A 13518-nucleotide genomic window follows, 5' to 3' on the forward strand; every position below is an offset into this window, starting at 1 on the left:
AAGGTTCACCAAAAAAAAGAGCTCACATTTAGCTCTTTTTTTATTCTGCTTTTATTAACCAAGCCATTTTATTGAACAGGTACTTTTAGAGTCTGGCCCAGCTGTAGCATAGCTGTGCTACTGATACCGTTTAGCTCAGCGAATTTTTCTGGGGTCATGCCATATTTTTTGGCCAGACCAATCAAGCTATCTCCTGACTTCACTTTATACGTGGTGGTGGTCGCCGGAATGGTGATTTTTTGACCGATACGTAACTGTGCATTTGAACTTAAGCCATTGGCGCTGGCCAATTGACTCACACTCAAGCCATTTTGGTTGGCCAAGCCAATTAAAGAATCACCTGATTTAACCGTATAGTTGCCACCTTTACTAGAGACTGCAGCTGCCGAAGTCGCCGAGCTGCTGGCGCTTGAAGCACCGCTTGAGCTTGACGCAGCGCTTGAGTTGTTGGCCTTGGTATTAGGTACTTTGAGCGTTTGGCCTACAAATAAACCTGCGGTGGCGCTGATATTATTAGCCGCAGCTAGATCTGCAGTCGATACCCCGTAGTCACGTGCTAAGTTGATTAAGCCATCACCAGCCTGCACCTTATAGGTACCGGTATAGTTAGGCTTTGATCCCAAGCTCGAACTACTGCTTGAGCTCGAACTGCTGCTTGAACTACTTGCCGATGAGCTTGCACTACTTGATGACGATGAACCTGCTCCACTGCCTGGTATGGTAATAACTTGACCGACAAATAGGTTTGAGGTTACCCCCAAGTTATTGGCTTTGGCCAAATCAGCGATAGACATATTGTATTTATTGGCCAGTGCTGTGAGCGAATCACCAGACTGTACTTTGTATTTGATACTTTGATTATTTAAGCCACGCGCGACTTGTTCTTTGGTCACAGGCAGCTTAATCACTTGACCACGCTGTAGCTGAGTGGTCGCTGAGAAGTTATTTATATCCGCAATTTGAGTATGGGCCACACCAAGCTTATTCGCGATACCAATTAAGCTATCACCAGATTGTACGGTGTAGCGGGTAGTCTCACCCGTATAGCTACTGCTTGAGCTAGAGGTGGCCGGCTTGCTCGATGAGCTTGAGCTGCTACTGCTCGCTGTGCCTGTAGGGACTGTCAGACGCTGACCGACTAGCAACTGCTCTGTTGGACTTAAGTCATTCATTGCCGCTAAGGTTGTGACTGGAATATTAAAGCGAGAAGCAAGACCAATTAAGCCCTCACCACGCTTCACCGTATACGTCTCTGTTTTGCCTTTATAAACGGCATCTGAGCTGCTTGAGGCAGCAGGGCTGGTGTCAGTGGTTTTGACCATGCCAGGGATTAGCCAGAGCTTCTGACCTGCGCGTAGCTGAGCATTGGTCGATAGACCATTATAACTTGCCAGACGGGATACGTTTAAGCCCACACGGTTGGCCGTACCAATTAAAGTGTCGCCTGGGCGCACAATATAAGTGTTAGGCTGCGCGCCACTTTGCGTGGTATCCGGCTTGGCAGAGGCAGAATCTAAAGGCGCAATCGGCTTGGCATTGTATAAATATAAATTGGTGCCCGCAAGTAATGTAGAGTTGGGGTTAATTTGGTTCCAATCAGCAATATCACGCCAATTTAGACCCGCACGTGAGGCGATATTTACCAAGGTATCACCACGTTTTACGGTATAAACGGTTCGAGTTCCGGTTGGCTTTGGTGGTGTTACTTGCTGCTGCGAGGCAGTTGGAGGATCAAAGCTAATTTTCTTCTCTTCACCGCGTGCCTCTAAAATAGACTGCTGAGTCTGAATGGCTTCAAGCTTAATATTACCATCCACTGAGCTTACCACCTCGCCCACATCAGGTGACTGCTGGCGAATTTGCTGCGAGATAAACTTCTTCTCTTCAGCAGATAAAGGCGGCTCTTGAACGATGGTATCGTTACGGGTTAACTGAGCAGAAGTCGTGGGCAGTGTATTTGAACGAGCAAACTCTGACTCAATGCGCTTTTTCTCACTTTCACTAATGGGCGGCTCTTTAAAGGTTGAGCTTGATGAAACGGTAGGGTTTGGCGCAATATAGCTGCTGTTTTGGGTGGGCGCACGTGCTTTATTGGCGAACTCAGCCAAGCCTTCAGGCGATTTGGCCAATACCTGATATTGTGAATCTGGAATACTATAAGGGGAGCTGCTACTGCCGCTGTTACTGGCTAAAATAGTGCCACCATTCCCATTGAGATTACTGATTTTTGAGTCAACCAAGATATTCACTTGGTTTGGAATGATCACTCGGTTTGGGCCTGAGGTATCTACACGGCCGCTGGTCAATGAAGGGTTAAGAGCTTTTAACTCATCATAGCTCACCCCTGTGATTTGTGAGATTTCATTTAGACTGACCCCATAGTTGACCGGCACACTTCTAAAATGCTGACGGTTGGCAATGGCAGGCAAATAAATACTATATTGACCCGTGTCTTTCACGATCTGAGCCACGGCCATAAAACGAGGGACATAGTGCATGGTCTCAGTCGGTAGTGACAACGACCAAAAGTCAGTGGGCAAACCGCGGGCACGGTTGGCATCAATCGCCTTTTGAACCCGGCCTGGGCCCGCATTATAAGAGGCTAAGGCCAGCTCCCAGCTGCCAAATTGGTTATGCAGCGAGGTCAAGAAGTCATACGCAGCTCGGGTGGATTCAATAACGTCACGTCGGCCGTCATAAGTAGGCGTCTGGGTTAGGCCATAGATACGGCCTGTGCTTGGGATAAACTGCCACAAGCCTGCAGCCGCCGCGTTAGAAGTACCGGTTGGATCGTAGGAGCTCTCAATGACCGGAAGTAGCGCCAGCTCAGTTGGGATATTGCGGCGCTCAGCTTCACGTACCGTGTGGTATAAGTAGCGACTGGCGCGGGCGGTTAAACGGTTGATATAGTCTTGACGGGTAATAAACCAGTTCTTTTGTGCATCAATACGCTGCTGTTGGCCATAGCCATATTGGCTTTGATCGATACGGAAACCGGCACGCATACGGTCCCACAAGTTACCATACTGCTGAATGGCCAACTTGTCATCTTCCACCATTTTCATATCGGTGGCTTCTAATAGGTTTTCAAGCTCATCTAAGCTGTCATCGTCCAATAGTGCTGTGCTGTAGCCATCGGTAGCTGGCACATTAGACACCGCTTCGTTTTGTGCCACAGGGATACGAGTTCCCTGTGCCGTACCACTTTGTAGAGGCGCTGTATTATTACACCCTGCCAAAATAACAGAGCCTATCGCCACTACTAACGGCAGCTTACAAAATCGAATGGAGGTTTTTCTAAAGTTCATGACAATAACAACCCAGTGTAAGAAGTGAAATTTTATTAAGACAATTAGGTATATAATATAATGCGAAAAAGCTTGCACAAAATACAAACTTTTTCATTACTGCTATTTCATAGCTATCGAGTATGAATTGAGCAGCTATTCAATAGTCACTTGTGAGACAGCTCTTAACAGTACCGCATTATTAGCACCTGATTTGAGCGTCGCTCTTGAGGTGGTGGTCAATACTCTTTTTTGACCATCTCTGACCCAAGTTTCTATCGTTTTAACATCGGCTTTTGCTTGATCTCCACTGATGACCACATTAGATATATTAATATCATAGGTATAGCTGCTTGATTTTGACCAACTGTCTTGTAACAGCTTTAAATAGGCCGCTTTATCAAGGCTTGTGGTCTTACCACGGCGAGACAATGAAATTAAGGCTTCATCTGCCACTAAACTTGAGACCAAGCTTAGGTTTTCGCTATTGGCCGCTTGCTTCATCTGTGCCGCATAGCTTTGCACGGCTGCCTCAGTTAATGGGGCGGCTTGGGCAGCAGTGGCTACCATACTGACCGCGGTGACCATAGCTGCAGGTGCAAGCACGGCTGACATTGATTTTTTTGAGCTAAATAGACCCTTTAGCATAGAGACTTCCTTATTGTTGTAAACAGTTATCAAAACCTGCTTAACTTTGTGAGTTCATAGCTTCAATTTTTCGGCTAAATGAGCTTAACTGGCTGATATTTATGTATCCATCTGGATGAATTTTATACCTATAAATTGTAATGCACCCTTATGGTACTATACTTAAGTTAACCCCATCCTAGGTAAATATTAACGGCTTGTAATATTTGGTCACAAAAATCAGCTTTGCTTGATGACGTCGATTAATGTTTATTGGGTCAATAAAACATAGGCACTAAGATACCACTTAGCCTTAAGGGTCTATCGGCGTATCATCATCTTCTACCAACATCCCTAACCTCGCTGAACGGCGCTGCATCATCTGACGCGCCAGTACCTGCATGTCCTCAACGCGGTCGACTTCATCGACGATTTCAAGACCCAATAAGGTCTCAAGCACATCTTCTAAAGTAACCAAGCCTTTGACCTCACCATACTCGCCCACAGTCACTGCAATATGAATGCGGCTATTGAGCATTAGATCTAATAAATCAAACAGCTTCATTTTGGAGAATACAAAGGTAATCTCGCGCTTATAGCTCTCTAAAGGCTTATCCATATGATTGTTAGCTTTGGCCAATAAAATATCCGACTTTAAAACAAAGCCGGTCACCTTATCTAAGTCCTCATCATAAATGGGCAATCTTGAGAACATCAGCTTAGGACGATTGGCCAATAGTTCAGCAACCGTAATCGACTGATTAAACGCATGCATGACTGAGCGCGGCGTCATGATATCCTCAACCTTAATCGCACCGAATGCCAACAGGTTACGGATAATTCTTGACTCTAATGGATCAATTTGACCCGACTGTTCACCCACACTAGCAAGCGCAGCAAACTCATTACGACTAAAGGTATTGGCCTTTTTGCCACGGGTCAATAAAGTGGTGATTTTTTCGGAGAACCAAATAAGCGGATACAGCAAGAATATAATGGCTTTAACAAAATACGCCACTGGACCTGAAAGTTGACGCCAATAGACCGTACCAATGGTTTTAGGAATAATCTCAGAACCGACCAATATCAGCAAGGTCATAAAGGCTGAGAACACGCCAAACCACTCACTACCAAAAACGATAGTGGCCTGAGCCCCTGCTCCCAAAGAACCGACCGTATGTGCCACTGTATTTAAGGTCAAAATAGCCGCGATAGACTGATCAATCTTATCGACTTTAACTTCTTTTAACATCGCTGATTTTGTGGGATTTTCTTCTGCAATAGAAGCCACATAAGAGGGTGTCATGGTCAATAAAGCTGCCTCAGAAACCGAGCAGATAAAGGACACAAACACCGACAATACCATAAAGGCAATAAGTAGCACCAAATGCACCCCATAAGCAGAAGTCTGCACGGGTGCATCTATGGCACCACCAGCAGCATAAGCCACTAGTGGTATTGAGGTAATAAGAGCGATTAAAAATACAGTGTTACGGGTAAAGCGTGGTGATGTTCTAAATCGAGCTTTCAAGTCAAACACCTAATGTAGTTGAACCAAATGTCGTTAAACATAAAGAAGAAAAGTAACAGGATATCACTAAACTTAACTAGTTTACATCCATTTATGATTAACCCCTTCACGTAACGCCTTACCGGGTTTAAAGTGAGGAATGGCTTTTTGAGGAACCAAGACCATCTCGCCGGTCTTAGGATTACGACCTTGACGCGCCTCTCTGTGATGCAAACAGAAGGTACCAAAGCCGCGCACTTCTATTCTATTATTTGAGATGAGCTTCTCTGAGAGCAGTTCTAATATCTCACGGACGGCATTGTCTACATCTGAATCTGCCATATAGTCGCATCGAGCGGCAACATCTTGTATTAAATCTGATTTATTTATAACTTCTGTCATATCCATGTGACCTTAATAAATAATAGTATGAAAAACAATTGTATTAAACTGCTTTAAATCGCTAGTCCTTTAACAAATTTTAAGCAAATGCCTTACGCGCAGTAAAGGCTATTTTACTCACCAAATATCATATGCCTTAAATAGACTTATGATTTAACTATGAATATTGTAACTTTCATAGTCTATATTGATATTAAATCATAAGTTTTGGCTGCTGTGGAACTAATATTAGACTTTTTAACGATTTAGGCCAAATATTGAGGCAATCTATTAAGTTTTTGCATTAAAAAAGGAGCAGCCTTTTGGCCACTCCTTTTCTTTAGACTTTTACGTTATCAATAACGTGTACCTTAGAAGCTATTTAGCTAAATAGCACTCTAATATTAGTCTTGCATTTGCTCTTTGATCAAGTCACCAATTGTTTTTGGCTGTGCTTCAGGAGCAGCTTGAGTGCTACCAAGCTCTTTAATCGCTTGACGCTCTTCAGCTTCATCTTTCGCTTTGATTGATAAGCTGATGCCACGTGATTTACGATCAACGCTGATGATTTTCGCTTCAACGCTATCGCCTACGTTTAGATGCTTAGTTGCATCTTCAACTTTGTCACGCTGGATTTCTGATGCGCGTAAGTAACCTTCAACTTCGTCTGCTAAAGTAATTGTAGCGCCTTTAGCGTCAACGTCTTTAACGGTACCAGTTACGATTGAACCACGGTCGTTACCTACTAGGTACTCGTTGAATGGATCAGAGCTTAACTGCTTGATGCCTAGGCTGATGCGGTTGGCTTCAGCGTCAACTGATAGAACCATAGCTTCAACAGTGTCGCCTTTGTTGTAGTTACGGATAGCTTCTTCGCCAGCTTCGTTCCAAGAGATATCAGATAGGTGAACTAGACCATCGATACCACCGTCAAGACCGATGAAGATACCAAAGTCAGTGATTGACTTGATAGTACCAGTTAGCTTATCGCCACGGTCATATTTCTTGTCAAACTCTTCCCATGGGTTTGGTAGAGTTTGTTTGATACCTAGGCTGATACGACGACGCTCTTCATCGATATCTAGGATCATAACGTCAACTTCGTCACCAATCTGAACAACTTTAGATGGGTGGATGTTTTTGTTGGTGTGATCCATTTCTGATACGTGTACCAGACCTTCGATACCGTCAGAGATCTCAGCGAAACAACCATAATCAGTTAGGTTAGTTACGCGAGCTTTAACGATGCTACCTACTGGGTAAGTACCGCCAACGTTATCCCAAGGATCAGTACCTAGCTGCTTAAGACCTAGGCTTACGCGGTTGCGCTCACGGTCAAACTTAAGTACTTTAACTTTAAGGTCTTGACCCACTTCAACCACTTCTGATGGGTGCTTGATGCGGCGCCATGCCATATCAGTGATGTGTAGTAGACCGTCGATACCACCTAAGTCTACGAATGCACCGTAGTCAGTTAGGTTCTTAACGATACCTTCAACTTCGATACCTTCTTCAAGCTTATTAAGTAGCTCTTCACGCTCAGCTGAGTTTTCAGCTTCCATAACCGCTTTACGGCTAACAACAACGTTGTTACGTTTTTGATCTAGTTTAATAATTTTGAATTCTAGCTCTTTGCCTTCAAGGTGCGTTGTGTCACGGATAGGACGAACGTCAACTAATGAACCTGGTAAGAAAGCGCGTACTGAACCTACATCAACAGTAAAACCGCCTTTAACTTTGCTTGAGATGATACCTTTTACAATTTCATCGCCTTCAAATAGTTTCTCAAGCGCGTTCCAAGTTTCTACACGTTTTGCTTTTTCACGTGACAGTAGGGTTTGACCCATACCGTTGTCAACAGCTTCAACAACAACATCAACGCTATCGCCCACTGCTACTTCAAGCTCGCCATTGTCGTCTAAGAACTCTTCACGAGCAACAACACCCTCAGACTTCAAACCAGTGTCAACTGTAATCCAATCGCTATCGATTGCTACAACAGCACCGCTGATTACTGAGCCACGCTCAATATCAAGACCTTGCTCTTCTAGACTCGCTTCAAATAGTTCAGCAAATGATTCCATTATGATTACCTTAATATAGCCGTATCCTGTCCAGCACAGTACGGTTCAAGTTAATGAGGATAAAAGATTGACGCTGGTTTTGCTCTTTTTATCTTCATTTAAAAAAAATGTTATTTTAAGCGCCTTAAGCCAAACACGGTATGTATTAAGCCAAAGCCTTAAAAGCTAATGGGTACTGCAAATAACCTATAAGTGACTGCTTATAAGTCAATTGTACTGCAAAAAATCGCTTATAGAGCAATTTTTATCTTAAAAGCTTATGCCTTTTTGCTGACAAAACTTTTTAATCTGGGCAAACACATCGTCTGCATTCATGCTTGAGCTGTCCAATACCAAAGCATCTTTAGCGGGCTTGGACGGAGCAACACTGCGATTCTCATCGCGCTCATCTCTTTCTTGGATGCTTGTTAATATGGCGGAATAATCTGCACGTTCACCCGCTTGTTGTAACTGAGCCACTCGGCGATCAGCTCGGGCTTCGGCGCTGGCTGTCAAATACACCTTAGCATCTGCATTTGGAAAAACCACAGTTCCCATATCACGACCGTCGGCAATTAAGCCGGACTCATTGGCCATGTTCTTTTGCAAGGCCAGTAGCGCTTCTCGCACGCTAGGCAAAGCGGCAACTTTTGAGGCATAGCCTCCGACCGTTTCATTGCGGATTTCACCGGCGACATTAACGCCATCGACCACAATATCTACGTCACCTGTGTCACGTGGCAAAAACTGAATATCCAAGCTTTGAGTAAGCTCAGTAATATCGGCCACCACTTGCTCAGTCAAGGATAACTCATTTAATAGACCTGCCTCAAATGCCTTGAGACCGACAATACGGTATAGGGCGCCTGAGTCTAATAGTCGATATCCTAAAGCTTGTGCCAGTCTTAGACAAACTGTGCCCTTTCCTGCGCCGCTTGGGCCATCAATGGTAATAACAGGAAAGCTCATGAGGTATCACCTACTACTTTTTATTTTATCAAATGAATGGCTTGGGCTTAAATTATTTTTTAAGCAAGTCCGCAAAATAAGCTCTTTTCTTGCGCTTATTTGCCGCCATCTACCCGCTTTATTCAGTAGCCAAACGCAAATAGTGCAAGATTATAACAAAATATAGTAAACATCACTAGTTAATTTTTAGAATTTTTTGCGCATTTAACTTAGTATGGGCAAGAGTTTGGTCAAAAGTCTGGTCAAGAGTATGGATCAGAGCATGAGTAAAGTATAGGCAAGCAGCCTGAGTTCATTTATGTGCAATGAACAATACCTTAAACTAACAGATGCATCCCTACTGTTAATGCGCTAAGGCTTTTTATCATTGCAATTTTTATCATTGCGCTTTTAATCGGGCTGCTTTTGAGGCTTTTTTTTGCCACGTCTGGCCCGAAAAAATGAGCGCAGCTGGGTTTGGCTCTGCTGCTGCAGTAGCCCTGAATACGACTGCATTTTATGATTGTAAAAGTCCATTTCAGTTAAATTCAGTTGACTGCCTACCATACCTGCCCGCGGCTCAAAAGTTGCAAAGACCAACCTTGCTAGCCGAGCATGTATCAGCGCCCCAAGGCACATGGTGCATGGCTCTAAGGTGACATACAAGGTGGTGTTGGGCGGCAATCTATAATTTTGCAGCGTCTGACAGGCACAGCGCAAAGCCACCACCTCTGCATGAGCTGTTGGGTCGCTTGTGGTAATGGGCTGATTAAACCCCTCGCCTATAATCTTATTGTCACACACCAAAACCGCGCCCACCGGCACCTCTTCTTGACTTGCGCCTTGCTGCGCCAAGGCTAAAGCTCGGCGCATAAAGCCCACATCAGAGAGTAGCCAATAGTTAGCAGCGGTTAGATCACCAGGGTAGGCCTCACTTAGTAAAGCACTATGAGGCGTCAATAAATTCACAGCAGTCACCGTCATAAGTTACAAATAAAATAAATAGTCAATAGATAAGACTTAGACCAATCAAAGCACAAAGATAGCCACGCGCATTGAGCCTTATATTAGCCATTAAATGCTTAGGCTATTTTTAAACTTATTGCGGTAATTGCCAATCAATGGGAGTCTTGCCATGCTGCTGCAAATAATCATTGGTTTTTGAAAAAGGCTTGCTGCCAAAAAAACCACCTCTATTGGCCGCTAAAGGTGAAGGGTGCACCGCAGAGAGCACCAAATGCTTATCAGTGTCAACGAACTTTCCTTTAAGTTTGGCTTTGCTGCCCCACAAGATAAAGACCGTATTATTGGTCTGCTGATTGACCACATCAATGACCGCATCGGTAAACTGCTCCCAACCTTTACCCTGATGACTGCCTGCCATGCCCTCTTCTACGGTCAACGAGGCATTTAGTAGTAAAACGCCCTGCTCAGCCCATGAGGTTAAATCCCCATGCTTGGGCGGGACTGTACCAATATCATCGGCCATTTCTTTTACAATATTACGTAAGGAGGGCGGCATCGGAATCATCTTCGGCACCGAAAACGACAGGCCCATTGCCTGACCTGGGCCATGGTAAGGATCTTGACCTAATATCACTACCTTAACTTGCGATAGCGGGGTTAAATTAAAGGCATTAAACATTTGGCTGGCTTTGGGATATATACTTTTGCCAGAGCCATACTCTTGACGTAAAAAGTCACGCAGATTGTCCATATTATCCGAGGTCAACTCATCTGCTAAGGCCTGTTTCCAGTCCTCTGGCATCTTAACTTTGGCTAAAATGGCCTGCTTCTCGGCTGCACTTTTTTGGCCTTTGGGCTCATTCACTAATGACATAGTAGACTCTTTTTTAATTTGTTTTAGGTATGGGCAATCAAATGTATCATAGCGCCCATTGTATAACATCGCCTGTCACACTGCGAAGCCACTTTCTATTGAAAATAAAAACGTGTGCTTGAGAGGTTTTTGGGCTCAAAGTAACACACATAAAAATATAAATAAAAAAGGGGCTAACTCAGTGGTTAGCCCCTTTTTTGCGATTTATAACAATGACAACGCTTTTAGGCTATTTGAAATTTAGCCTTCTTCGTATTCAACGCCGCGCTGACCATACTTCTCGACCACTGTAAGTAAGATACGACTGCCTTCTGCAGCGGCCTTACTGCCATCATCTAGAGCACTGTCAAAAACGTCCTCGCTTAAGGTCACATGCACCGCACCACCTTCTGCTAAATCTCCGAACAGTACCATATTGGCCAGTGGCTTTTTAATCTCATTTTGGATCAAGCGCTGCATTGGACGCGCTCCCATTAAGCGATCATAGCCTTTTTCAGCCAAGTATTCACGTACCTCATCATCAATCTCTAGCATCACTTGCTTATCATCTAGCTGAGCTTGCAATTCAACTAAGAACTTATCTACTACCGATACTACGATAGAGGGATCTAGAGGGTTGAACTGAATAATGGCATCGAGACGGTTACGGAACTCTGGCGTAAACACACGATTCATCGCCTCAGTGTTGTCTTTACTGTGATCTTGCTTAGTAAAGCCCATCGATGAACGGCTGATGTTCTCGGCGCCCACGTTGGTAGTCATAATCAAGATGACTTGCTTAAAGCTTGCAACGCGGCCATTATTATCCGTAAGCGAGCCATGATCCATCACTTGCAGTAGCAAGTTGAACACATCGGGATGCGCTTTTTCAATCTCATCGAGTAGCAAGACACAATGCGGATGCTGATTGATTTTTTCAGTCAGCAAGCCACCTTGATCAAAGCCCACATAGCCTGGAGGCGCACCAATTAAACGAGAGGCGGTATGCGCTTCCATATACTCAGACATATCAAAGCGTATCAGCTCGATGCCCATCAGATTCGCCAGCTGCTTAGACACCTCGGTTTTACCCACACCGGTAGGGCCAGCAAACATAAACGAGCCAATCGGCTTATCTGCAGATTTTAGACCCGCACGAGACAATTTAATCGCATCTGATAAGGTTTTTATAGCTTCATCTTGGCCAAATACCAAGCGATTTAAATCACGCTCTAGATGCTGTAACAACGACTTGTCATCATTAGACACTGATTTTGGCGGAATACGAGCAAGCTTGGAGATAATCGCTTCGATATCCTCTACATCAATAACTGTAGGTGCCGCTTGCGTCTCATCATCCAATGCCTCATCCGTATCTTCAAAGTCAGACTCTACCGACTCTAAATCGTCATCGTCATTATCATCATTAGATTCGGCGTCTAAACCGCTCTCATCAGCATCAATTTGGGCATCATAATCGGTCTTGTTACCCAAAACGTCATCGCTTAAGTCTACCGCATTGACATCTGTGCTGTTGAGCTCATCAATTAACTGATTTTCCTCTTCAACCTGAGCGGCATCTGGCGTCACGCCCAAACGCTTATAAGCACCTGCTTCATCAATCACGTCAATGGCTTTATCTGGCAAAAAGCGCTCATGAATGTGTTTGGCTGATAGCTGAACTGCGCTCACTAAAGCGGCATCTGTGTACTTCACATTATGAAACTCTTCATAACGTGATTTTAGGCCACGCAAGATTTCAATGCTGTCATCCACACTCGGCTCATTGACATCGATTTTTTGGAAGCGACGTGATAACGCATGATCTTTTTCAAACACCTGACGATACTCTGTAAAGGTGGTTGATCCGATACATCTAAGCTCACCATTGGCCAATGCAGGCTTGATTAAGTTAGACACATCCATATTACTGCTCATGGATGAGCCAGCACCAATAATCATGTGCACTTCATCAATAAACAAAATGGCATTGGGCTTTTTCTTAAGCTCATCAAGCAAAGCTTTCATGCGCTTTTCAAAGTCACCCCGATATTTGGTACCAGCAATTAATGAGCCAATATCTAGGCTATAAATCACGCAGCCCTGTAAAGGTTTGGGTGCTTTATTGTTAATAATTAACCAAGCCAAACCTTCTGCAATAGAGGTTTTACCCACACCAGGATCACCGACTAACAGCGGGTTATTTTTGCGGCGACGACAAAGTACCTGTGCGGTACGCTCGATTTCACTTGAGCGGCCAATAAGTGGATCCGTTTTGCCTTCTGCGGCCCGTTTATTTAAGTTAACCGCAAATTCAGTCAGTGGGTCTTTTTTGGCACGAGCGGCTTTAGGGTCTGCGCCTTCATTGTCTGACGGACCTTCACGAGTCTCATCACCCTCATTGCCATGTGACAAATATTGAGTCAGCTCAAGACGGCTCACACCTTGTTTTTTAAGCAAATATACCGCGTAGGTATCATGCTCTGAGAACATAGAGACTAAGATATCCGAGCCTTGTACTAGGCGGCCTGAGCCAATAGATTGCACATGGAAAATAGCGCGCTGCAAAATACGATCAAAGCTTTGGGTTGCTTGCGGTGTTTGCTCAAGATCAGCATCAAGCTTTGGTGTATGTTTGTCGATATAGGCTTCTAAATCCGAGCGCAAGCTGCTGATATCAGCGCCGCAAGATTTAAGGGTGGTAACTGCATTATTGTTTTCTAATAAAGCCAGCAACAAATGTTCAACGGTTAAATACTCATGTGACTTTTGTCGGGCCAGCGTCATGGCTAGACGCAAGGAAACTTCGAGGTGACGACTTAACATAGAGGTATCCTGATAATTGTTATTTTTTAATAGGTAAGATCATTACAAATATACGTT

At 44.2% G+C, this 13518-nt stretch carries 9 protein-coding genes; all 9 read right to left on the reverse strand.

The window, feature by feature from the left end; genetic code table 11:
* Window positions 1–68: 68 nt before the first annotated feature.
* Entirely contained in the window at window positions 69–3308 is a 3240-nt protein-coding gene (locus JMX92_RS00910; protein ID WP_201543370.1) for a lytic transglycosylase, read from the reverse strand.
* 135 nt (window positions 3309–3443) lie between these two features.
* Window positions 3444–3935 (reverse strand): hypothetical protein, encoded by a 492-nt coding sequence (locus tag JMX92_RS00915; protein WP_011960806.1) that lies wholly within the window; start codon window positions 3933–3935, stop codon window positions 3444–3446.
* A gap of 292 nt (window positions 3936–4227) precedes the next feature.
* Window positions 4228–5445 (reverse strand): CNNM domain-containing protein, encoded by a 1218-nt coding sequence (locus tag JMX92_RS00920; RefSeq protein WP_227675222.1) that lies wholly within the window; start codon window positions 5443–5445, stop codon window positions 4228–4230.
* Between the two features lie 81 nt (window positions 5446–5526).
* Entirely contained in the window at window positions 5527–5826 is a 300-nt protein-coding gene (locus JMX92_RS00925; protein WP_011960808.1) for an integration host factor subunit beta, read from the reverse strand.
* A 383-nt stretch (window positions 5827–6209) separates the two neighbouring features.
* On the reverse strand, window positions 6210–7889 hold the full coding sequence (gene rpsA, locus JMX92_RS00930) for a 30S ribosomal protein S1 (protein WP_011960809.1): 1680 nt from the start codon (window positions 7887–7889) through the stop codon (window positions 6210–6212).
* A 249-nt stretch (window positions 7890–8138) separates the two neighbouring features.
* Entirely contained in the window at window positions 8139–8837 is a 699-nt protein-coding gene (gene cmk / locus JMX92_RS00935; protein WP_201543372.1) for a (d)CMP kinase, read from the reverse strand.
* Between the two features lie 390 nt (window positions 8838–9227).
* Window positions 9228–9785 carry a tRNA adenosine(34) deaminase TadA gene (gene tadA, locus JMX92_RS00940; RefSeq protein WP_413786849.1) on the reverse strand — a complete coding sequence of 186 codons (558 nt, stop codon included), beginning with the start codon at window positions 9783–9785 and terminating at the stop codon, window positions 9228–9230.
* 130 nt (window positions 9786–9915) lie between these two features.
* Window positions 9916–10656, reverse strand: a complete 741-nt coding sequence (locus JMX92_RS00945; RefSeq protein ID WP_110816741.1) for a uracil-DNA glycosylase — start codon at window positions 10654–10656, stop codon at window positions 9916–9918.
* Between the two features lie 240 nt (window positions 10657–10896).
* Window positions 10897–13461 (reverse strand): AAA family ATPase, encoded by a 2565-nt coding sequence (locus JMX92_RS00950; RefSeq protein WP_201543376.1) that lies wholly within the window; start codon window positions 13459–13461, stop codon window positions 10897–10899.
* Between the last annotated feature and the right edge of the window lie 57 nt (window positions 13462–13518).

This window comes from Psychrobacter sp. H7-1 (genome assembly GCF_904846585.1).
Taxonomy (GTDB): domain Bacteria; phylum Pseudomonadota; class Gammaproteobacteria; order Pseudomonadales; family Moraxellaceae; genus Psychrobacter; species Psychrobacter raelei.